Source organism: Pseudomonas sp., from assembly GCF_030150285.1.
Classification (GTDB): domain Bacteria; phylum Pseudomonadota; class Gammaproteobacteria; order Pseudomonadales; family Pseudomonadaceae; genus Aquipseudomonas.
In genome coordinates, this window is the sequence record NZ_JASLGE010000020.1 from 134,681 (window position 1) to 157,600 (window position 22,920).

Genomic DNA, 22,920 nt, shown 5'->3' on the forward strand with positions numbered 1-22,920 from the left:
GTGAACATCTGCACCTGTTTTTATTGCCCCTCGCCCACCGTTTTGTTTGCTCAGGCCTGGGCCCGGTGCATCGCGCCTTGGGTGAATACCGGATCAATGGATCCATTAACATCCAATTTAGCGTTCGATAATCGCCAAATCCTCGATTTCATTCTTGACCCGCCCGATGAGGATCACGCCTAATGGATCCATAAAAGCAATAACATCTGATCTGGAGATTGGTCATGTACCCAAAAAATACCTGGTACGTCGCGTGCACCCCCGATGAAATTGAAGCCAAGCCATTGGGCCGGCAAATCTGCGGCGAGAAAATCGTGTTCTACCGTGGCCAACACAATCAGGTGGCGGCGGTCGAGGACTTCTGCCCGCACCGTGGTGCCCCCTTGTCGCTGGGCTACGTCGAAAACGGCCACCTGGTGTGCGGCTATCACGGCCTGGTGATGGGCGGCGACGGCAAGACCGTGGAAATGCCCGGCCAGCGTGTTCGCGGCTTTCCCTGCAACAAAACCTATGCCGTGGTTGAACGCTACGGGTTTATCTGGGTATGGCCGGGCGATCAGGAGAAAGCCGACCCGGCACTGATTCATCACCTGGAATGGGCCGTGAGCGATGAGTGGGCCTACGGCGGCGGGCTGTTTCATATCGGTTGCGATTACCGCTTGATGATCGACAACCTGATGGACCTGACCCACGAAACCTACGTGCACGCTTCCAGCATCGGCCAGAAAGAAATCGACGAAGTGGCCCCCACCACCACCGTCGAAGGCCAGGAAGTGGTCACGGCTCGCCATATGCAAAACATCATGCCCCCGCCGTTCTGGCGCATGGCGCTGCGCGGCAACCACCTGGCCGACGATGTGCCGGTGGACCGCTGGCAGATCTGCCGCTTCACACCGCCCAGCCATGTACTGATCGAAGTGGGCGTGGCGCATGCAGGCCACGGCGGTTATCACGCTGACCCGGCGGTCAAGGCCTCCAGCATCGTGGTCGACTTCATCACCCCCGAAACCGACACATCGATTTGGTACTTCTGGGGCATGGCGCGCAACTTCAACCCCCATGATCAGGCACTGACCGAGACCATCCGCGAAGGCCAGGGGAAGATTTTCAGCGAAGACCTGGAAATGCTCGAGCGCCAACAACAGAACCTGCTCGACCACCCGCACCGCGCCCTGCTCAAGCTCAATATCGACTCGGGCGGCGTGCAATCGCGGCGCGTGCTGGAGCGCATCATCGCCAGCGAACGGCCACCTGAACCGCAACTGATCGCCACGGCGCAGTAACCCTGGGGCACGGCACCGCTTGCCGTGCCTGTACTCACCGACAATAACCAGAAGCAGCCCCTGCGGGGTAATGCTCCAAGGACCCGGCATGATTGATGTGGTGGTGGTATCGCGCAACACCGAAGCGCACGGTATTTGCAGTTTTGAATTGGCCGCCCACGACGGCGGCCCCCTGCCCGCGTTCAGCGCGGGCGCGCACATTGACGTGCACCTGGACGACGGGCTGATCCGCCAGTACTCGCTGTGCAATCACCCCGACGAACGCCACCGTTATGTGATTGCCGTGCTGCACGACCCCGCGTCGCGGGGCGGCTCGCAACACCTGCACGAGCAGATCAACACCGGCGCGCCCTTGCGCATCAGCGAGCCGCGCAATTTGTTCCCGCTGGTGCACGAAGCACGGCGCAGCCTGCTGTTTGCCGGAGGGATCGGCATCACCCCTATCTTGTGCATGGCCGAACGGCTGGCCCACAGCGGGGCCGATTTCCAACTGCATTACTGCGCCCGCTCCAGCGAGCGCGCGGCCTTTGTCGAACGCCTGCGCCAGTGCGCCTTTAGCGACCGGGTGCACCTGCACTTTGACGAACAGCCCGATACCGTGATGCAAGCGGCGCATGTGCTCGCCGAGCCACAGCACGATGTGCACCTGTACGTGTGCGGCCCTGCCGGCTTCATGCAGCACGTACTCGACACCGCCCGCACCCAGGGCTGGCACGAAGACACGCTGCACCGTGAATACTTTGCGGCGGCACCCGTGGACACGCGCAACGACGGCCGCTTCAGCGTAAAGGTCAACAGCACCGGGCAAGTGTTCGAGATCGCCGCCGACCAGACCGTGGTTCAGGTGCTGGAGCGCCATGGCATCGACATTCCCATGTCTTGCGAACAAGGCGTGTGCGGCACCTGCCTGACCCGCGTACTGGAAGGCACGCCAGAGCATCGCGACATGTTTCTGACGGAAGAAGAGCAAGCCTGCAACGATCAATTCACGCCGTGTTGCTCACGGTCAAAAACGCCGTTGCTGGTGCTGGACATCTGAGGCCTTACTCGGCGCGGTGAATCACTTTCATCCGCTCCTGAGCCGCGGCCGAACCAAAAGTCTCGGCATAGCGCAGGGTGGCGTTGGCGTGTTCGCGCATGATGGCTTCGGCGCGCGCGCCCTGGCCGCTGACCAGCGCATCGAAGACGGAATGGTGCTGCATATGGGCGTAATTGAAGCGCCGGTATTCACGCACCATGTCCTTGCGGTCGACGGCCAGCGCCGTGACCGAGGCAAACGGCAAATGATCATTGCGGGCCAACGCATCGGCAATGGCCGGGTTGTGGCTGCCCTCAACAATCACTTCATGAAAACGCATATTGAGGTCGTGGTAGACCTCCAGATCGTCTTCAGTGACATAGCCCTTGTCGAACAGTTCATCGCCCTCTTGCAGGCAGCGCTCGAGGATCACCCGGCCTTCGGCAGACAACCCGCGCTCAGCGGTAAGGCGAGCCGCCAGCCCTTCGAGTACACCGCGCACTTCCACCGCACCGGCAATATCGTTGGCACTGACCGACCGCACCTGAAACCCGCGCCCGCCAAACCGCACCAACAAGCCTTCCTGCTCCAGGGTGCGAAAGGCCATGCGCACCGGCATGCGCGACACACCGAACAACTCGGCCGTCGGGGTTTCCATCAGGCGCTCACCGGCGGCGAGTTCGCCCGAGGCGATCATTTTTCGCAGTGCAATCAGCACCAATTGGCCGGGCTTGCTCATCCAGACAGCTTCCAGAAAATATGGACAAGCATAGTAACCCTCGCGCCGCGCGATACAAACGGCTGAGCTCACAGCGACATCACAGACACGTCGCCCAGGCCCACTCCCACACTGTTCACCCTGAACAGGCAGGCGCGGGCTTGAGCGCGATGGCGTTACATCGACAACGGGTAGCTGACGATTACGCGCGTCTGGTCAAAATCGCTGTTGAAACTGCGACGGTTGGTGGCGTTGTTGACGCGCAGACTGAGGTTTTTCAACGTGCCGCTCTGGAAGGTGTACCCCACTTCAGTATCCCGCTCCCATTGCTTGCCATTCGTGCCGCTTTTGGTGGTGGCGTTGTCGCCATGGCCATAACGCACCATTGCCAGCAAACCCGGGACACCCAGCGCCGCAAAGTTGTAGTCGTAACGGGCCTGCCACGAGCGTTCGTCGGCGTTACTGAAGTTACCGTTGAACATGTCGTTGCCCAGCGTGCGGCCGCTGCTGCCATACACCGACATCCAGGCCGTGTCGCCGTTCACCCGCTGCAAGCCCAGGTACACGGTGTGCCCGCCCGTGGCAGCCGAGAACAAGCCATAGCCCGTTTGGCTGCTGACATGGCCGATGCGTTTGCTGCCGTCGCCGCGGTCAATGAAGTAACCAATGTTGGCCCCCAGCACCCAGTCGCCCACCGGCTGTTTGTGCTGCACATTAAAGAAGCTCTGCTGGTAGATGTCTTTGAGCTGTGAATGCCAGGCCCCCACCAGGGTACGCTGGTCGTTAAAACGGTAGTCAGCACCGGCGTAGTTGAAACGATCGGACATGACACCCGGCGCGGCCCACGCCGACAGGTCTTGCATGTTCGATGAGTTGCGCAAGCTCACGGCCCGATACTGGCCGGCCTGCACCCCGAGGCCTTCGATCTCTTTGGACACCAGCATGGCCCCACGAAAGGTCTGCGGCAGCAGGCGGCCATCGTCGTAACGCAACACCGGCACATCCGGCATCAACTCACCCACTTTCACTTCAGTGGCCGAAAAGCGCGCTTTGGCCGCCACACCGGCACGGCCAAAGTTGTTCGCCGCGTGGCCGTCACCGTGCACGGGCAGTAACTCCGAACCGCTGACCTGGCGGCTGCTGTCGAGTTTGACCCCCAGCATCGCGATGGCGTCCAGACCAAAACCCACAGGCCCTGGGGTGTAACCCGAGGTGAATTTAAGGATGAACCCCTGCGCCCATTCCTCGGCCTTGCTTTTACTGGCACCGGAATCACGGAAATCGCGGTTGAAGTAGTAATTGCGCAGCAGCAGGTCGGTACTGGCCCCCTCAAAAAAGCCCTCCTCTTGCGCCATGACCGGCAGGCACACCGTCAGCGACAACAAACCCAAAGTGCTCTTGTTCTTCATTGTTATTCTCCTTTTTGTGGGCGCAGCCGCTCCCCGCGACTGAACAACTCGCCCAATGGTGCGTAGGGAAAATGCCCGGCCTGGCCGGGCATGGGTAAAGCGAAAGGTCGTATCAGGCCGGTGAGAGCACCGGTTGCGCCTGGGGTTTCGACGGTTTAAGCAACAGCAGGCAAGCGGCTGCAATCACAAACACAACGGCAAACACCCCGTACAAGTGCAGCGGTTGCCAGCCGGCGTCCAGCAGGAACCCGGCCACGATGGGTGACAGGATGGCGCCGATCCGGCCGATACCGATGCCCCAACCCACCCCGGTGGTCCGCACCGAAGCGTCGTACACCATGGGCGACAGGGCATACAGCCCGGCAACGCAGCCGTTGGAAAACAGCCCGATCAACAGGCCCAGCCCCAGGGCTGCCATGGCTGATGACGCCGAACCGACAAACAACACCAGCAACCCGGCCGTCACCAACATAAACAAGGAGAGCACCCGCGTCAGCGGCCAGCGCGATGACAGACCGCCCACCAGCGCCGCGCCAAAAATCCCGCCCACGCTCAACAGCACACCGCCGGTGATGCCTTGCTGCGCCGACAAACCCGCCGAGACCAACAGCTTGGGGGTCCAGCTCATCACAAAATAGAAACCGAACATCACCAAGAAAAACAGCAGCCAGATCAACAAAGTGGTGCGCCGCAGCGGCGGTGCCAGCAGTTGCGCCAGGCTGCTACGCGACCCTTGCGTGCTCACCTCCAGCGCCGGCATCTGGCTCAGGGCCGGTTGCCCCAAACGCCGGGCCAGGCGATTGATGCGGTGCAGGGCGTTGGCCGGCCGACGCGCCAGCAGGAAGTCCAGCGACTCGGGCAACCACAGCAGCACCAGCGGGATCACCGCAAAGGTCGCCAGGCCGCCGAACAAAAACACCGAACGCCAGCCCCAGTGCGTCAGCAACCAGACCGCCAGCAAACCGCCCAGGGTCGCGCCAAGGGCATAGCCCGTCGACTGCAAGCTGACCGCCAACCCGCGCCAGCGCTTGCTGGCGTATTCACTGGCAATCACGTTGCTGCTGGCAAGAATGCCGCCAATGCCCAACCCCGTAAGGCCGCGCAACAGCGCCAGTTGCAGCGGGGTTTGGCTCAGGGCCGACAGCAGCATGCCGGTGCCGGAAATCACCAGGCACAACAAAATCAACGGGCGACGGCCAATACGGTCGGCCCACGGGGCGATAAACAGCGAACCTGCGGCCATGCCGAACAACCCGGCGCTGAGCAGCATGCCGATTTGCGCGCCGGTCAACGCCCACTCGGCCGACACCGATGCGGCCGTGAACGCCATCACCAGCACGTCAAATCCATCGATCATGTTCAAGACGATGCAAATACCGATGGCGAGGCACTGAAAGCGGCTCATCGGGCCATTGTCTACGGTGGCTTTCAGATCGACAGACATGGCAGCGCCTCCGCACTGGACACGGCCACCTGACACATGCAGATAACGCCCGGCGCAGGCAGGCGCACAAGCATAAAGCGGGCAGAACTCAGACCGTTCTGTGCCTTGGATAAGCCTTTCATGACGAGACCCTTTTTTTTGTATTTTTTATGAGTAACGGTCAGGTACAGGGGCCTGCCGTCACAGGGCGCTAGTCAACCCGTTAATGGATCCACAGGCAAGATAAGGGGGCCCCGACAGAGGCGTAAAACGGCCTTAAAAGCTGATTTTACGAATCAGTAAAATATAATAAATACTTATATTTCAATGACTTACAATCATTGCATAACAGCATTTTTACTGTGCGATTATCGATCAACATCGCCATGCAGACTCCGCCCGCGCGCCACTACCACTCCTTCGGTCATCCGCGAGCGGCTCATTGGATCCACACCCCCCGCAAAAAACCACGTCCCCGTGCGGCCTTTTGTTTAGCCCGCCCCCCTCTCAGGATTCAGAGGTTTGCATCGTGCCTCACCGGCGTTCTCTGTTATCAAGGGCGTGCAGTGCCTCAAGCCACCCAGGAAACCTTCCATGCCCGCCTCTTGCGCCCAACCGACCACCAGTACCTTTGGTTGGTTCTGCCTGTGCAGTTACCTGCTGTCGCTGTCCTACGGAGCGACTTTTTTGCTGTCCACGATGTTCCAGGCCCATGGCGGGAGCGAGTCAGACGCAGGCACCGTGATTTCTGCCGCCATGCTTAGCACCTTTGTGGCGGTGATTTTTTCCGGCCACCTGACCGACCGGTTCGGTGCTCCCAAGGCCATCGCCGGGGCTTCACTGTTGCTGGCGGCGGCATGCCTGGGGTTTGCGGCGGCACCCTCATTTGGCCTGGCCGTGCTGGCTTGCGGGTTGCTGCTGGGGCTTGGCTGGGGCGTGTTTTACACCCTGGGGCCGATCATCGTGGCCATGATTGTCGCGCCAGCCCAGCGAATGAAATACTTCGCCCTGTTGTCGGGCAGCATGATGAGCGGCATTGGCACCGGCCCGCTGCTGGGGCGCGCGGCCGAGGGGCTGGGTTATCCGGTGCAATCGGCCTTTGTGCTGGCGGCACTGGCCAGCCTGTTGGGCGGGGTGGGTTTTGCACGGCTCAACCGGCGAATCCAACGCCAGCACGCCACTCTTGGCCCGATCAGCGTGTGCACCATCACCCCGCGCGCCGCGTGTACGGTGCTGCGCTCCAAAGCCGTGTTTTCGATTCTCATGGTTGGCCTGGGCGGGGCGATATTCGGCGGGCTGTCCAGCTTCCAAACGTCCTATGCCACGCTCAATCACCTGGATTATTCGCTGTTCTTTCTGGGCTTCATGAGTGCGGCCATCGCCTGCCGCTTGTTGGTCGCAGGGGTTATTGTCAGGCACGATCCGTACTGGATGGCCTGCGGGCTCAGCGCGCTGACAGTGGTGTCCGTGCTGCTGTTTATGTTTGGGGTTAACTCCAGCGCCACCTATGTTCTGGCCGCCATGGTGCTGGGGGTCGGCTATGGCCTCACGTATTCCGTGATCAACGGGCTAGCCGCCAACGAAGCCCCGCCCGGGCACACGCCGCAGTCGTTGGTGCTGTTCAGCCTGGCCTATTTTGTGGGGGTATTCGGGTTTCCGTGGCTCGCCGGGCATGTGATTGTCGCGTGGGGCATCCCGGCCCTGCTCTCCATCATCCTGTTGATTGCGCTGGGCAATTGGTCAATCACCGTGGCTCGCTTGATAGCGCGACGTCTGCGGGCGATAACCCATCCGGCCGTTCATGGGGCACGCCCAGCGGAATGATCTGTGCGTTGCCGTGGCGCACACCGCGCTCGGCCATGACCTGGCGGGTCAGCGCTGTGACCTCGGCGACACGGCCCTTAAGCACCGACACTTCCATGCACTTGCCCTGATCCAGGTGCACATGCAGCGTCGACAGGGTCAGGTCATGGTGGTCGTGAAACGCGTTGTTGAGGCGCTTGGACAATTCGCGGGTACCGTGATCGTAAACATAACTGAGGGTGGCCACACAGCTGCCCTGCGGGTCGACGCTTTCCGGTTCCAGCAGCCCGGCACGCAATAAATCACGGATTGCCTCGGAACGCCCCTGGTACCCGTGAGTGCCCACCCGCGCATCTATCGCGGCCAGCAGCGCGTCATCCAGCGCAATCGTAACTCTCTGCATACATTTGCCTCGCAGTTATGAACTTTTGACATAGACTTCATACCCATCGCCAGATCCGGCCCAGTGCCATCAACGTGTGGGAGACGCAGTGTGAAGCAGCCGAAGATGAAAAAACAGCTGACCTTATGGATGTTGGCCGCCTGTTTAAGCGCAGGTCTATCGACCGCTCAGGCCAGCGGGGAAGCCGCCCCGACCCTCACTTACTCCTGGCCGACCAACGCGGGCCCACTCGACCCCCGCGGTTATTCCCCCAACCAAATGTACGCCCAGGCCATGGTCTATGAGCCGTTGGTACGTTACACCCCCGAAGGCACACTGGAGCCCTGGCTGGCCACTGGCTGGACCGTATCGCCGGATGGCAAGACATATACCTTCACCCTGCGTGAAGGGGTGAAATTCAGCGATGGCAGCCCGTTCACGGCGGCGGCGGCCAAAGCCAACCTAGACGCAGTCTTGGCCAACAGCAAACGCCATCAGTGGATGGAACTGGTCTCAACCCTGGACCGTGTTGACGCGCCAGACGAGCACACGTTGGTGCTGCACCTCAAGCACCCTTACTACCCGACCCTGATGGAACTGGCGCAAGTGCGCCCGCTGCGCTTCGCCGCACCCGATGCCAAGCCCGGTTCGCCGGTGGGCACCGGGCCGTGGGTGCTGGCACAAACCCGACGCGGTGAATACGACCGCTTTGATCGCAACCCGCATTACTGGGGCCCGGCACCGGCCTACGGTTCGGTACTGGTCAAAGTCATCTCCGACCCCGACAGCCGGGCCATTGCCTTGCAAACCGGTGAAATCGACCTGATCCAGGGGGCCGACGGTGAAATCTCCCCCGGCACGTTTGCGCGCCTGCGGGACGCCGGCTTCAAGGCCGCCACCTCCGCACCGCTGGCCACCCGCACCGTGGCCATGAACACGGGGCTGGCACCGACCAACGAACGCGTGGTGCGTGAAGCCATCAATCAGGCCGTGGACAAAGACACCGTCATCGCCAAAGTGCTGCACGGCCAGGAACCACGGGCCGATGCACTGTTCGCCAGCAATATGCCCTACGCCAATCTGGGCCTCAAAGCCCTGCCCTATGACCCCGAGCAAGCGCGCAAAAACCTCGATGCCGCGGGCTGGAAACTTGAACCGGGTAAAAGCATTCGCGAAAAGGATGGCCAACCGCTGAGCACCGAACTGGTATTTCTGGGCAGCAGCGCCCTGCAAAAAAGCCTGGCCGAGGTCATTCAGGGCGAACTGGCGAAGGTCGGCATGGAGGTCAAATTGCGCGGTGAAGAAGACGGCTCGCTGGTGCAACGCCAACGGGAAGGTCGCTTTGGCATGATCTTCGCGGACACCTGGGGCGCACCGTACGACCCGCACTCTTTCGTCAGTTCCATGCGCTATGCCGGCCACGCCGACTACATGGCCCAGCGTGGTTTGCCGATGAAAGACGCCATCGATCGCAAAATTGCTGAAGTATTGGCTGAAACAGACGAAGCCCGTCGCGCCGAGGATTACCGCGAGATCCTCACCACCCTGCACGACGAGTCCGTGTACCTGCCCATTTCTCACCTCACCGCCATCAGTGTCAGCGGCAACAACGTCGATAACGTGCAGTTCGGCAGCACGCTGTTCGATGTGCCGTTTGAACGGATGCGCCCCGCCGCCGGGAAACCTTGAGCCATGATGCGCTATATCGCGTTGCGGCTTTTGCTGCTGATCCCGGTGCTGCTGGGTGTGTCCCTTATCGTGTTTATTCTGTTGCACCTGGGCAACGGCGACCCGGCGCTGGATTACCTGCGCCTGTCGCAAATCCCGCCCACCGACGCCGCGCTGGCTGAGGCGCGCCACGCCCTGGGGCTCGACCGGCCCCTGGCGGAGCAATACCTGACCTGGCTCTGGAATGCGTTGCACCTTGACTTCGGCACCTCCTATGTCACCGGGCGCCCGGTGCTCGACGATTTGCTCTACTACCTGCCCGCGACCTTGCAACTGGGCGGGCTGGCGTTGCTCACCACCCTGGTGATGAGCATCCCGTTGGGCCTGGCCGCTGCCCGCTGGAAAGGCCGCTGGCCCGACCAGGTGGTGCGTTTCGTGACGTTTATCGGCGTATCGATGCCCAACTTCTGGCTGGCCTTCCTGCTGATTGCCCTGTTTTCGCTGTGGCTGGGCTGGTTACCACCGATGGGGCGTGGCGGTGCCGGGCACCTGCTGATGCCGGTACTGGCGATAGCGCTGATGTCGATGTCAATCAACGCCCGGTTGTTGCGGGCCAGCCTGCTGGACGTGCGCCAGCACCGGCATGTGTTCTACGCCCGAGCCCGTGGCCTGAACGAGCGCCATGTGTGGCGCGACCATATCCTGCGCAATGCCTGGATGCCGCTGGTGACGGCCACCGGCATGCACATCGGTGAACTGCTGGGCGGTGCGCTGGTGATCGAAACCATCTTCGCGTGGCCCGGCGTCGGGCGCTTTGCAGTGAGTGCGGTGCTCAACCGCGATTTCCCGGTGATGCAATGCTTCACCTTGCTGCTGACCACGCTGTTGGTGCTGTGCAACCTGGTGGTAGACATCTGTTACGCGTGGCTCGACCCGCGCACGCGCTTCTCGGGGGTGATGGCATGAGTACGTTAACGGCAGCCGTTGAGGTCAAAAAACACGGCCTGCGCGTCGGCTATGTGCTGGTTGGCGTGCTGCTGATTCTGGCGCTGTTCGGCCCGTGGCTGGCCCCGCATGACCCCACGCTGGTAAACCTCAACGACCGCTTGCTGCCTGCCAGCGCCAGCCACTGGCTGGGCACCGACCACTTGGGGCGCGATGTGCTGTCACGCCTGATGGTGGGCACGCAGTGGTCCTTGGGCAGTGTGGTGCTGGTACTCGGGCTGGTGTTGGTGCTGGGCGTGACCATCGGCGGCATCGCCGGGGTAGTCGGCGGCAAGGTCGACATGTTTCTGATGCGCCTGTGCGACATGTTCCTGACCTTCCCGACCCTGGTGCTGGCGTTTTTCCTGATCGCCCTGCTGGGCACTGGCCTGACCAACGTGATCATTGCCATCGCGTTGTCTCACTGGGCCTGGTATGCGCGCATGGTGCGCGGCATGGTCCTGGCGCAACGTAACCGCGACTATGTGCTGGCCTCGCGCCTGGCCGGTGCCTCGCGCCTGACACGTTTGCGCCAGCACATCATGCCCAACGTCGTGGGGCAATTGCTGGTGCTGGCATCGATGGACATTGGCCACATGATGCTGCACGTCTCGGGGCTGTCGTTCCTCGGCCTGGGTGTGAGCCCGCCCACCCCGGAATGGGGCGTGATGATCAATGACTCCAAGGAGTTTCTGTGGAGCCACCCGCAACTGCTGCTGTGGCCGGGGCTGATGATATTTATCTCGGTGATGGCCTTTAACCTGCTGGGCGATGCCTTGCGCGACCGGCTTGACCCCAGTGTGCTGGCGGAGATCAAGGAATGAACCACGTGCTGACCCTCAAGGGCCTGACCCTCCACCACCAGCAGCGCCTGCTGGTAGACCGGCTTGACCTGACGCTGCAAGCCGGGCAAGTGCACGCGCTGGTCGGTGCCAGCGGCTCGGGCAAATCCCTGACCTGCATGGGCATTCTCGACTTGCTGCCGCCCGGCGTTCACGGCCGTTGTGCTTCCCTGCTGCTCAATGGGCAGGCGGTGCAGGCCAGCCACCTGCGCGGGCGCGAAGTCGCGCTGGTGCTGCAAAACCCGCGCAGTGCATTCAACCCGGTGCGTTCGTTGCGCCAGCACGCCCTGGAAACCCTGCACACGCGGGGCGTGCAAGGCCGCGAGGCGGAGCACTTGATTCGCGATACCCTGCATGAGGTCGGCCTGAGCGATGACCAGCGCGTGCTGGATTCCTTTGCCTTTCAACTCAGCGGCGGCATGCTGCAGCGCATGATGATTGCCCTGGCGCTGTTGGCCGACAGTCACTTTCTGCTGGCTGACGAACCCACCAGCGACCTGGATGTGGTGGCACAGGCGCGTTTTCTCGACCTGCTGGAGCGCCTGGTGCAACAGCGCAACCTCGGCGTGCTGCTGATCACCCATGACATGGGCGTCGTGGCACGTTGCGCCGATGCGGTGTCGGTCATGGCCCACGGCCGCATCGTCGAGCACGCCGACGTGCACACCCTGTTCACCGCCCCCCGCAGCGAAGAAGCGCGCACGCTGCTGGCGGCGCACCACGCCTTGACAATGGAAGCCTGCACACCATGACGTTTATGCATGTCAGCCAACTAAGCCACGGTTACAGCACCGGCGGCCTGTTCAGCAAACGGCACCGGGTCGAGGTGTTACGCGGCCTGAATCTGGACCTGCAAGAAGGCCAGAGCCTGGGCTTGCTGGGGGCCAGCGGCAGTGGCAAAAGCACCCTGGCCCGCCTGCTGATGGGCCTGGAAACACCCGAGCATGGCCGTATCGATTTCGAGGGCCAGCCCCTCAAAGCCCTTGATCCGCATTTTTTGCAGCGGGTGCAGATGGTTTTTCAGGACGCCATCAGTGCCTTCAACCCGCAACGCAGCATTGGCTGGAGCATCGCCGAACCCTTGCGCCACCTCAGCGCCATGGACAGTGAAGCCTGCACGGCGCGCGTGGCGCAGCTGTTGCAGCAGGTCAAACTCGACCCACGCGACAGCGAAAAACTGCCCGCGCAACTGAGCGGCGGACAGTTGCAACGGGCGGGTATCGCCCGCGCGCTGGCAGTAGGACCCAAACTGGTCATCCTCGATGAAGCCCTGTCCAACCTTGACCGGGTATTGCAGGTGCAAATACTGGCGTTACTGGCCGAGGTGCGCCGTGAGTCCGGCACCGCGTTTTTGCTGATCACCCACGACCTGAGCCTGGTCCAGCACTTTTGCCAGCGGGTGGTGGTACTGGCCGACGGCAACGTGGTTGAAGACCGCAGCGTCACGCCACAGATGCGCTTCGATCACCCGGCCGCTCGCACCTTACAAGATGCCGTGCTGCCGGCCATGCCGGTGGAAAAACACGCACCGCGCAAGCACACCGAAAAAATCGTGTAGCCCATCTATACTCCCCGGCGATTCGGGAACCTCTTCAAACAAGGAATTTTGATCGATGAACAGACTTTGCCTCAACGCCTTGGCCGGACTGACCCTTACGGTGTTGTCCAGCCACAGTTTTGCCGAACAGTACCTGTTCGACCTGGCCACTCAGGCCCCGTACAAAAAAGCCTATGAACAGATGCTCGCCTACCCGGGCTGGGTCACCAAAGCCCAGGGCGTTTCAACCCCCATGCAAACCGTAGAGGCCCAAGGCAAGCGTTACACCGTAGGGATCATGTGCGAGCCGCATAATTGCGGCAATCACCAAATGGCCGTGGCCTTCAGCGCCGATGGCAAACAGTCCTGGGGGTTGCTCGCCAACCGCGCATCGGCCGACGAGGACTTCAACAAACAATGGCTGGGCGAACCCGACACCGCCGTACAACAACTGCTGAACAACGCGTTTGCCGACAACAACCCGCAAGACTAAATACTGCGCGGCTGGCCTCGCGCTGCACGCACCGTTCTTCCACGATGTGTGCAGCCCGGCCACACACGGCTCGTTTTCCCACGGGAACACTTGATCTGTTTTACCGACGGCTTGATGCACCGGAGTTAAAGTGACCATGACACAGCCCACGCTTCTTCACGCTGTATGGACCGCACTGGGCGGCACTATTGAGGATTGCAACCGGGTCACGCTGACCACCGAGGGTGCACTGCCCTCGGCCTACCCGGTGACCGAACTGGCCAGCGCCTCCATCGCGGCGGTGGGTCTGGCCATTACCCAACTGCGCGCACAAGCCAGCGGCCAGCCGGCCGGTGCCGTGACCGTTGACCGGCGCTTGGCTTCATTCTGGTTTGCCACCTCGCTGCGCCCCATTGGCTGGACACTGGCCAGTTTGTGGGACCCCCTCGCTGGCGACTACCGCACAAAGGATGGCTGGATCCGTTTGCACACCAACGCGCCCCATCACCGCCTGGCCGCAGAGCGCATTCTGGGCACGCACCGCGACACAGCCGGGATGGCCAACGCCGTGGCAGGTTGGGACGCACAATCACTTGAAACGGCCATCGTCGACGCTGGCGGCTGCGCGGCACAGATGCGCTCTGCCCACGCCTGGGCAGCGCACCCGCAGGGCCATGCGGTTGCCGGCGAACCGTTGATTCATCAGCACACCCGAGCACTGGCAAACGCCATGCCGCTGGTTGTCGACCCGGCCCGCCCCTTGGCCGGTATCAAAGTGCTGGACCTGACACGGGTACTCGCCGGCCCCGTGGCCAGCCGTTGCCTGGCCGCCTATGGCGCACACGTACTGCGCATTGATCCACCGGACTGGAACGAGCCTGCCGTGGTCCCGGAAATGACCCTCGGCAAACGCCTCGCCCGGCTGAACGCCCATGACCCCGCTGCCCTGACCACACTCAAAGCGCTGATCGCATCGGCCGATGTGATCTTGCACGGTTACCGACCTGGCGCGCTGGAGCATCTGGGGCTGGGCAGCGCCGAGCGCCAGCAACTCAACCCCTCTTTAATCGATATCAGCCTGAACGCTTACGGCTGGACCGGCCCCTGGCGCGAGCGGCGCGGGTTTGACAGCCTGGTGCAAATGAGCGGCGGTATTGCCGAGGCCGGCATGCACCATTTTCAGGCCGACAAGCCCGTGCCAATGCCCGTTCAGGCACTGGACCAGGCCACGGGCTACCTGATGGCGGCGGCCGCCATTGTCGGCCTCACCGAGCGCCTGCACGCGCGCACCGTGCTTCAGGCCAGACTGTCCCTGGCCCGCACAGCGCTCTTATTACAGGATCACCCCACGCCACTCTCTGCCCCGGCATTCGCCCCTGAAACCGCGGCCGACCTCTGCGACACCCTTGAGCACACGTCCTGGGGCGATGCCCAACGCCTGCGTTGGCCCCTCCAGATCCAGGGTTGCGCCGCCAGTTGGGCCCTTCCGGCGCGGGCACTGGGCACCGACGCACCTGGCTGGTAGTGCCGTGCCGGCCGCCACCTGCCCGGCCATGCGGCACGGCAGGTGGCCGGCAGCGGGTTATTTATCTGACTTGATGCTGGTCCATACACGGGTGCGCACACGCTCCAGCTTCTGCGGTAACGGCTGCACCACATACAGGCTTTCCAGCGCCTCAGGGGTGGGTGTCAGGTTGGGGTTGCCGGTGATCTCCTTGCTGATTAACGGCAGGGAGTCCTTGTTGGCATTGGGGTAGCCAAGGAAGTCGCTGATGGGCGCAATCACTGCCGGATCCATCAGGTTGTTCAGAAATTCGTGGGCTTCTTCCACGTTTTTTGCGCTTTTAGGGATGGCGAACGTATCAAACCAGATCGGCGCACCTTCTTTGGGCAAGCGCCAGTCGACCACCACACCGTTGCCCGCCTCCTTGGCGCGATTGCCGAACTGATAAAAACTGCCCGAGTAACCAATGGCCACGCAAATATCGCCATTGGCAATGTCGGTCATGTACTTGGCCGAGTTGAAATAGGTGATGTAGGGGCGAACCTTGAGCATGAGCGCTTTGGCTTTTTCATAGTCGGCGGGGTTCTGGCTGTTGGGGTCCAGGCCCAGGTAATGCAAGGCCAGCGGAAGGATTTCCGAGGCTGAATCGAGCATGGCCACGCCGCAGGATTTGAGCTTTGCCATGTTCTCGGGCTTGAACACCAGGTCCCAACTGTCTACGGGAGCATCCTCGCCCAGCGCGGCCTTGACCTTCGCCGGGTTGAAACCGATCAACACCGTGCCGTACATGTAAGGCACCGCGTACTGATTGCCGGGGTCGTTGGTTTCCAGCAATTTCAAGAGGGCCGGGTCCTGGTGTTGCCAGTTGGGCAGTTTGGATTTGTCCAGCTTCTGGAACACACCGGCCTTGATCTGGGTATCGAGAAACTGATTGGACGGCACCACCAGGTCATACCCCGAGTTCCCGGTCAGCAGCTTGGCTTCAAGGGCTTCGTTGGTATCGAACGAATCCCAGGTCACTTTGATGCCGGTGTTTTTGGCGAAATCCTTGGGCACGGACGGCAGGATGTAATCCGCCCAGTTGTACACGCGCAACTCGCGCTGTGCGGCCTGTGTGGCACCGGCCAGCAGCGTCACGCCACACAGCGTGACGCCCAGTAAGCGTTTCATGGTGCTCATCAATGAAATCCCCTTCGGTGGCGTGAGATCGATAGTTGTTATGTTCTGTACACGGCAGCGGCCTGCAAAAGGCCAAGGGCAAGGCGCACACATCTTGTTGTGGTGTGTTGACGATTCTGATTCTTGCCGACGACTTAACCGGTTCACAGGTGGCGACAGGCCAAAAGGGGATGGATATGGCCAATGTGTGTGACCTGAAAAATATCTGCGCCTGTTAAACCCGCCAGGCAGCGACTACCGAATCGCGCCCTTAAATCTGTGTCGCCGTGACTGAACTGTCCGCCCAGCAACTGTTGCTCAGCCAACACCTGATCAGCAACGCTCTGCCTCAGCAGCAACACACACTGTTTTACTCGGCAATAACTCCTTGATTAACAAGACTTTTACGGGTTGGTACGGAGTTTGCTCAAGGGTATGAACTGTCTCTGCCCCTTGGCGTGTACGCCGTGGAAGCCGATTTCCCCCACTCTCAAATCATCTGCTTAAAACGGTTTAAGGAAACGCTCATGGATGTGTTCTGGTTTCTCCCCACACACGGCGACGGTCACTACCTGGGTACTACCCAGGGCGCGCGCCCGGTCACGCTCAACTACCTGAAACAGGTGGCACAGGCTGCCGATGATCTGGGGTATCACGGCGTGCTGATCCCCACCGGGCGCTCGTGTGAAGACTCGTGGGTCATCGCGTCGGCGCTGGTACCGCTGACCGAGCGCTTGCGTTACCTGGTCGCGATTCGCCCCGGCATTATTTCGCCTACCGTGTCAGCACGCATGGCCGCCACGCTGGACCGGCTGTCCGGCGGTCGTCTGCTGATTAACGTGGTTACCGGTGGCGATCCCGATGAAAATCGCGGCGACGGCAGCTTCCTGACCCACAGCGAGCGCTATGAAGTCACCGACGAATTCCTGAAAATCTGGCGCCGCGTCCTCCAGGGCGAGGCCGTGGATTTCGAAGGCAAACACCTGCACGTCAAAAACGCCAAGGCCTTGTACCCTCCCGTGCAAAAACCCTACCCGCCGCTGTACTTCGGTGGCTCGTCGGAAGCCGCCCACGCGTTGGCCGCCGAACAAGTAGACGTGTACCTGACCTGGGGCGAGCCGCCGGCTGCGGTGGCTGAAAAACTCGCTGATATTCGTGAGCGCGCCGCGCGCCTGGGCCGCACCGTGCGCTTCGGGATTCGCTTACACGTGATTGTGCGCGACACCGAGCAAGAAGCCTGGGCCGCTGCCGACAAACTGATCGAGCACATCAGCGACGACACCATTGCCGCTGCGCAACAGTCGTTCGCGCGCTTTGACTCCGAAGGGCAACGGCGCATGGCCGCCTTGCACGGCGGGCGCCGTGACAACCTGGAGATTGCCCCCAACCTGTGGGCCGGCGTCGGCCTGGTGCGCGGCGGGGCCGGCACTGCGCTGGTGGGCGACCCGCAGCAAGTCGCGGCGCGTATCAAGGAATACGCTGACCTGGGCATTGAGAGTTTTATCTTCTCGGGTTACCCGCATCTGGAAGAAGCCTATCGCTTTGCCGAACTGGTGTTCCCGCTGCTGCCTGAGCCTTATGCCAGCCTGGCCGGGCGCGGCGTGACCAACCTCACCGGGCCGTTTGGCGAAATGATCGCCAATGATGTGTTGCCCACTCAAACCAAAGCCTGATCCCGGACTGTAGGCGCGATCTTTTAAAGATCAAAAGATCGCGAGCAAGCGCCTGCACGGGCATTTATTTAAACGGAGGCTTTGACGCGTGACTGACCCTCTGCAAGCTTCACCCCTCGATATAGCCCGCGAGCTGGCAAGCGAGTTCGCCCACAGCGCCGTTGAGCGTGATGAACGGGGCGGCACGCCCACCGCTCAACGTGATGCCTTGCGCGCCAGCGGCTTGCTGGCCTTGAGCATCCCCGCGGCCTTCGGCGGGCTGGGCGCGTCCTGGCGCGAGACCTTTGACGTGGTGCGCGAATTCGCCCGCGTCGACAGTTCCATCGCTCACGTTTTCGGTTTCCACCACCTGATGCTCGCCACCGTGCGGCTTTTCGCTCGCCCCGAACAGTGGCAGCCCTGGTTCGAATTCACTGCCCGACAAAACTGGTTTTGGGGCAACGCCCTCAACCCGCTGGACACCCGTACCACCGTGCGCAACCTGGGCGGCTGGTATGAATTTTCCGGCAAAAAGAGCTTCTGCACCGGTGCCAACGATTCGCAAATGCTGATCGCTTCAGCGGTCGACGAAAGCGCCGGCGGCCAGCTGCTGATCGCGGCCATCCCCAGCGCCCGCTCCGGCATTACCTTGCACGGCGACTGGCAAAACATCGGTCAGCGCCAGACTGACAGCGGCAGCGCCACCTTTGAGCGGGTGCGCGTTGAATTCGACGATTTGCTGCTCGATCCCGGCCCGTTGAGCACACCGTTTGCCTGTTTGCGGCCGCTGATTGCGCAACTGCATTTCGCCAATATCTTCCTCGGCATTGCCCAGGGCGCATTTGAGGAAGCCCGCCACTACACCCTCAAAGAAACCCGCCCGTGGTTTAAATCCGACGCGCAGCACACCCATCAGGATGCGTACGTACTGGGCCATTACGGTGACTTCTGGGTGGCGCTGGAAAGTGCGCGCCTGCTGGTTGATCACGCCGCCCGACAACTGGATCTGGCCTGGGCTAAAGGCGCGAAGCTGACCCACCAGGAACGCGGCCAACTGGCCGTGACCATTGCCACCGCCAAAGTGGCCGCCAGCCGCAATGGTCTGGACATTTGCAGCAAAGTTTTTGAGGTCACGGGAGCCCGTGCCACCCACGCGGCGGTCGGTCTCGACCGGCACTGGCGCAACCTGCGCACCCAGAGCCTGCACGATCCGCTCGACTACAAGCGTCATGAACTGGGTGACTGGGCGCTGAACCAGAACCTGCCCACCCCCACCTTTTATTCGTAGAGAAGCCCATGCAGCTGCTGACCTTACCGCCCTCGCCCGCGCTGGCCACCTCGATCCGCGCCACCGCACAAGTGTTCGAAGACCCCAAGTCCAAGGCCCTGCTCGCCCATTTGCAGCAAGTCGCACCCAGTGAGGCCAGCGTGCTGATCATTGGCGAAACCGGTACCGGTAAGGAACTGGTCGCCCGCCATGTGCACAACCTCAGCCCACGGCGCAACCGCCCGTTTATAGCGGTCAACTGCGGCGCGTTTTCAGAGTCGCTGGTGGAAGCCGAGCTGTTCGGCCACGAGAAAGGGGCCTTTACCGGAGCCCTCAGTGCCAAGGCCGGCTGGTTTGAAGAGGCCAGCGGCGGTACCTTGTTCCTCGATGAAATCGGTGATTTGCCGATGGCCATCCAGGTCAAATTGTTGCGGGTGCTGCAAGAGCGCGAAGTGGTACGGCTGGGCTCACGCAAAAGCATTCCCATCGACGTCCGGGTACTGGCCGCCACCAACGTGCAACTGGAGAAAGCCATCAATGCCGGGCACTTTCGCGAAGACCTGTTTTACCGCCTTGACGTCGTCAACCTCGAACTAAGCCCGCTGCGCGAGCGCCCCGGGGATATCCTCCCGCTGATCCGTCACTTTATCGAGGCCTACAGCAAACGCTTGGGCTATGGTGAGATTCGTCTCACGCCCGAGGCCGAACACAAACTGCAGCACTACAGCTGGCCGGGCAATATCCGCGAGCTGGAAAACGTGATCCATCACACCTTGCTGATCTGCCGCGACGGCCTGATCCAGAGCGACGATCTGCGTTTATCCAATCTGCGCATCGAGCGCCAGGACAATGCGCCGGCGGACGGCACCTCTGCCGAAGCCTTGCTGGAACGCGCCTTTCATCAATTTTTTGAAGAACAGCCCGGGGCCTTGCATCAAACTGTCGAAGACGCGCTGTTTCGGGCGGCTTACCGATTTTGCCACTACAACCAGGTGCACACTGCCCATTTGCTGGGCCTGAGCCGCAACATCACCCGCACCCGACTGATCAGCATTGGCGAACTGGCCGTTAACAAACGCCGCCCGCCACAAACCCTACAAAACGAACGCCTGCTTCAAGTGTGCATCTAAACGCTTCGTGCTTCACTCACCTACAGCCGAGTACTGCTCATGACTTACCTTGCTGCCGATAACCGCTATGACGTTCTTCCTTACCGCCGTGTTGGCCGCAGCGGCCTGGTATTGCCGGCGCTGTCCTTGGGCCTGTGGCACAACTTTGGCGACAGCACGCCCATCGACACCCAACGCGCCCTGCTGCGCACCGCTTTCGACCGAGGCATCAACCACTTCGACCTGGCCAACAACTACGGCCCTCCCTATGGCAGCGCAGAAACCAACTTCGGCCGCTTGCTGCGCGAAGATTTCAAGGCATACCGCGATGAACTGATCATCTCCACCAAAGCCGGCTGGGACATGTGGCCCGGGCCTTACGGTCAGGGCGGCGGTTCGCGCAAATACGTACTGGCCAGCCTGGACCAAAGCCTGCAACGCTTGGGGCTGGACTATGTGGATATTTTCTACTCCCACCGATTCGATGCCGACACCCCACTGGAAGAAACTGCCAGTGCACTGGCCACCGCGGTGCAACAGGGCAAGGCCCTGTACATCGGTATTTCATCGTATTCAGGGGTGAAAACCCGGGAAATCGCGGCGTTGCTCAACGACTGGAAAGTGCCGTTGCTGATCCACCAGCCAGCCTACAACCTGCTCAACCGCTGGGTTGAAAAAGACCTGCTGGACACCACCGAGCAATTGGGGGCCGGGGTGATCGCCTTTACGCCATTGGCACAGGGTTTGTTGACGGACAAATACCTCAATGGCATCCCTGAAGATGCGCGGGTCAACCGCCCGGGCGGTGGTTCGCTGCGGGCGTCGCACTTGTCCGAGGCCAACATTGCCCATGTTCGGGCGCTTAACGAAATTGCCCAGCGTCGGGGTCAAAGCCTGGCCCAAATGGCGCTGGCCTGGACCCTGCGCGACCCGCGCGTGACCTCGGCGCTGATCGGTGCCAGCCGCCCGGAGCAAATCATCGAAAACGTCGCCGCGTTGCAAAACCTGAGCTTTAGCCAGGAAGAACTGGACGCCATCGACCGCTTTGCCCTGGAAGGCGGCATCAACCTGTGGGAGAAACCGTCGACGGCGGAATAAGCTTTTTAAAGTGGCACGGCGCAAAGCCGGTCGACGCTCGATTGCTCGTGATCTTTAAAAGATCGCGAGCAAGCTCGCTCCTACAGAATGCCTACACGCTTTTGATCTAAGGGCCCCCTCCTACGCTGTAGGAGCGAGCTTGCTCGCGATCTGTTCCAGGCTACAAAGCCGCCAACCGCAGTGCCAATGCCTTGGCCTGCAAAGCCACATCTGTCACAGCAGTACTTTCCCACCACTCGCCACGCAACGGCGGGCCCATCGCAAACAAGCGAGTCGACGGTTGCAAGCGTGCATCCACCACCGCGCCATTTACTGCCGCCGCAATACCCAATCCCAGATTCCCCGGCTGGATCAACCCGCGCTGCAACAGGTTGCGCGGCAAGGCTTTGTCCACCCGCCGCCAGTCGTACTCGATACCCGTGGAGTTGATCAGGCCATCACCCTCGACCTCACGCACCGCCGCTTGCCCTCGGTCACGCAGGCGAATCTTCGGCCGCTGGCCCGGCTGCGCGTCGACCCCTTGCAGCGACGCCGCCCGAATACTCAGGCGCCCTTCCTTGATCAATCGCTGCAACAAAGCATCGCCCTGGGGCGGGGAACGGTGATGATGGCTTTCCCACCACGGCCGCACATGGCGCACAAACTGGCGGCGTTGTACGTCGCTGGCCTGGCTCCACAACCGCCCGATATGCCCCCGCACAGTGTCCAGCGGCGCTTGCCAGTCAACGCCAGCGGCCGCGGCCAACCGGCACTGTTGGCGCAAAGCGCGGAGCAATTGCAATGGGCTGCGCACCTCGGGCGACTGGCTCAAAAAGTCGTCCCAGGCCGGTGGCTGGCGGCGTACCTGGGGCAGTAATCCGTGGCGCGAATACACCTCAATCGGCCCGCGATGCCCGGCCTGTTCCAGCGACACCAACGCGTCCACCATGGTCAGCCCCGAGCCGATAATCAGCACCCGCGCCGCCTCCGGCAAAGCGCGCAAGGCGTCAACATCCCACGGGTCCAGCGCGGCGGCATTGAGCCCGCTGGACTGACGTTGCGCGGTACGGGCCGCCGGGAACATGCCGGTGGCCAACACGACGGCCCCGGCCTGCCACTGGCTAGCGCCCTTGAGTGTGACCTGTACCCCGTTGTCATGGGGCACCAGGTCGGTCACTTCATCGCGCACATGGGTCAGGCTCGACCCTTGCGCCTGGCCGATAGCAAGGGCTTGGGCCAGACGCTGCTGGGCATAGCGGCCGAACAGCCCGCGCGGCGGGAACAACTCTGCCACCGGCACTGGCTGGCGGGCCGACTCAGGCCAGCCGCCCTCGGCAATATGCGCCTGCAACCAGCGGGTCAGGTCGTCGGCATCGTCCGCCTCTACGCTCATGCGCGCCGCATTGCCGTTCAGCGTATGCCCCAGTTCCGTGGCGCTGTAGGCTTCACCACGACCCAGTTCGGCCCGTGGTTCAACCAGCACCAGCCGCCGCGCCCCTGGCAGGCGCAGCAGGTGCATGGCCAGCAAGGTGCCGCTCAGCCCCCCGCCAATAATCAGCACATCGGCCTCGCGGATGGCCGGGGTGGCCTGCCCGTGTTGTGGCTCAGTCATGG

At 61.8% G+C, this 22,920-nt stretch carries 20 protein-coding genes; 14 read left to right on the forward strand and 6 right to left on the reverse strand.

Annotated features, from left to right (window positions below):
• Positions 1-224 precede the first annotated feature (224 nt).
• Together Q1W15_RS03215 and Q1W15_RS03220 are read left to right on the forward strand one after the other, a co-directional pair.
• A complete protein-coding gene (locus tag Q1W15_RS03215) occupies positions 225-1,283 on the forward strand; it encodes an aromatic ring-hydroxylating dioxygenase subunit alpha (RefSeq protein WP_300720141.1) in 1,059 nt (352 codons plus the stop codon).
• An 88-nt stretch (positions 1,284-1,371) separates the two neighbouring features.
• Entirely contained in the window at positions 1,372-2,322 is a 951-nt protein-coding gene (locus Q1W15_RS03220; protein WP_300720142.1) for a PDR/VanB family oxidoreductase, read from the forward strand.
• 4 nt (positions 2,323-2,326) lie between these two features.
• On the opposite strand, the gene Q1W15_RS03225 is transcribed toward Q1W15_RS03220, so the two are convergent.
• The 3 genes from Q1W15_RS03225 to Q1W15_RS03235 form a co-directional block, all read right to left on the reverse strand.
• Complete coding sequence (locus Q1W15_RS03225) at positions 2,327-3,040, reverse strand: GntR family transcriptional regulator (RefSeq protein WP_300720143.1); 714 nt, start codon at positions 3,038-3,040, stop codon at positions 2,327-2,329.
• A gap of 155 nt (positions 3,041-3,195) precedes the next feature.
• Positions 3,196-4,428, reverse strand: coding sequence for an OprD family porin (locus Q1W15_RS03230; RefSeq protein ID WP_300720144.1), 1,233 nt, complete (start codon positions 4,426-4,428; stop codon positions 3,196-3,198).
• Between the two features lie 112 nt (positions 4,429-4,540).
• On the reverse strand, positions 4,541-5,872 hold the full coding sequence (locus Q1W15_RS03235; RefSeq protein WP_300720145.1) for an MFS transporter: 1,332 nt from the start codon (positions 5,870-5,872) through the stop codon (positions 4,541-4,543).
• Positions 5,873-6,445: 573 nt separating this feature from the next.
• Here Q1W15_RS03235 and Q1W15_RS03240 point away from each other — a divergent pair.
• Complete coding sequence (locus tag Q1W15_RS03240; protein WP_300720146.1) at positions 6,446-7,675, forward strand: MFS transporter; 1,230 nt, start codon at positions 6,446-6,448, stop codon at positions 7,673-7,675.
• Here Q1W15_RS03240 and nikR read toward each other — a convergent pair.
• Entirely contained in the window at positions 7,596-8,057 is a 462-nt protein-coding gene (gene nikR, locus Q1W15_RS03245) for a nickel-responsive transcriptional regulator NikR (protein ID WP_300720147.1), read from the reverse strand. The genes Q1W15_RS03240 and nikR overlap by 80 nt on opposite strands.
• 105 nt (positions 8,058-8,162) lie before the next feature.
• Between nikR and nikA the strand changes: the two genes are divergently transcribed.
• The 7 genes from nikA to Q1W15_RS03280 all read left to right on the forward strand — a co-directional run bounded on the left by nikA (position 8,163) and on the right by Q1W15_RS03280 (position 15,064).
• Positions 8,163-9,725 (forward strand): nickel ABC transporter substrate-binding protein, encoded by a 1,563-nt coding sequence (gene nikA, locus Q1W15_RS03250; protein WP_300720148.1) that lies wholly within the window; start codon positions 8,163-8,165, stop codon positions 9,723-9,725.
• 3 nt (positions 9,726-9,728) lie between these two features.
• Entirely contained in the window at positions 9,729-10,670 is a 942-nt protein-coding gene (gene nikB, locus Q1W15_RS03255) for a nickel ABC transporter permease subunit NikB (RefSeq protein WP_300720149.1), read from the forward strand.
• Positions 10,667-11,512 (forward strand): nickel ABC transporter permease subunit NikC, encoded by an 846-nt coding sequence (gene nikC, locus Q1W15_RS03260; protein ID WP_300720150.1) that lies wholly within the window; start codon positions 10,667-10,669, stop codon positions 11,510-11,512. Before nikB ends, nikC begins: the two co-directional genes overlap by 4 nt.
• On the forward strand, positions 11,509-12,282 hold the full coding sequence (locus Q1W15_RS03265) for an ATP-binding cassette domain-containing protein (RefSeq protein ID WP_300720151.1): 774 nt from the start codon (positions 11,509-11,511) through the stop codon (positions 12,280-12,282). The genes nikC and Q1W15_RS03265 overlap by 4 nt, the downstream gene beginning before the upstream one ends.
• On the forward strand, positions 12,279-13,088 hold the full coding sequence (gene nikE, locus Q1W15_RS03270; RefSeq protein ID WP_300720152.1) for a nickel import ATP-binding protein NikE: 810 nt from the start codon (positions 12,279-12,281) through the stop codon (positions 13,086-13,088). The genes Q1W15_RS03265 and nikE overlap by 4 nt, the downstream gene beginning before the upstream one ends.
• A 55-nt stretch (positions 13,089-13,143) precedes the next feature.
• Positions 13,144-13,560, forward strand: coding sequence for an Ivy family c-type lysozyme inhibitor (locus Q1W15_RS03275; RefSeq protein ID WP_300720153.1), 417 nt, complete (start codon positions 13,144-13,146; stop codon positions 13,558-13,560).
• 136 nt (positions 13,561-13,696) lie between these two features.
• Positions 13,697-15,064, forward strand: a complete 1,368-nt coding sequence (locus Q1W15_RS03280; protein ID WP_300720154.1) for a CoA transferase — start codon at positions 13,697-13,699, stop codon at positions 15,062-15,064.
• A gap of 57 nt (positions 15,065-15,121) precedes the next feature.
• Here Q1W15_RS03280 and Q1W15_RS03285 read toward each other — a convergent pair whose 3' ends face one another.
• Positions 15,122-16,222, reverse strand: a complete 1,101-nt coding sequence (locus tag Q1W15_RS03285) for a polyamine ABC transporter substrate-binding protein (RefSeq protein ID WP_300720155.1) — start codon at positions 16,220-16,222, stop codon at positions 15,122-15,124.
• Between the two features lie 506 nt (positions 16,223-16,728).
• Between Q1W15_RS03285 and ssuD the strand changes: the two genes are divergently transcribed.
• The 4 genes from ssuD to mgrA all read left to right on the forward strand — a co-directional run bounded on the left by ssuD (position 16,729) and on the right by mgrA (position 21,327).
• The gene (ssuD, locus tag Q1W15_RS03290; RefSeq protein WP_300720156.1) at positions 16,729-17,874 is read left to right on the forward strand and encodes an FMNH2-dependent alkanesulfonate monooxygenase; all 1,146 of its coding nucleotides are present in this window, start codon (positions 16,729-16,731) and stop codon (positions 17,872-17,874) included.
• An 88-nt stretch (positions 17,875-17,962) separates the two neighbouring features.
• Positions 17,963-19,141 (forward strand): acyl-CoA dehydrogenase family protein, encoded by a 1,179-nt coding sequence (locus tag Q1W15_RS03295; protein WP_300720157.1) that lies wholly within the window; start codon positions 17,963-17,965, stop codon positions 19,139-19,141.
• Positions 19,142-19,149: 8 nt separating this feature from the next.
• Positions 19,150-20,250, forward strand: coding sequence for a sigma-54-dependent Fis family transcriptional regulator (locus tag Q1W15_RS03300; protein WP_300720158.1), 1,101 nt, complete (start codon positions 19,150-19,152; stop codon positions 20,248-20,250).
• 39 nt (positions 20,251-20,289) lie between these two features.
• The gene (gene mgrA / locus Q1W15_RS03305) at positions 20,290-21,327 is read left to right on the forward strand and encodes an L-glyceraldehyde 3-phosphate reductase (protein ID WP_300720159.1); all 1,038 of its coding nucleotides are present in this window, start codon (positions 20,290-20,292) and stop codon (positions 21,325-21,327) included.
• A gap of 160 nt (positions 21,328-21,487) precedes the next feature.
• Here the strand turns inward: mgrA and Q1W15_RS03310 are convergent, their stop codons facing one another.
• Entirely contained in the window at positions 21,488-22,918 is a 1,431-nt protein-coding gene (locus Q1W15_RS03310; protein ID WP_300720160.1) for an FAD/NAD(P)-binding protein, read from the reverse strand.
• Positions 22,919-22,920 lie beyond the last annotated feature (2 nt).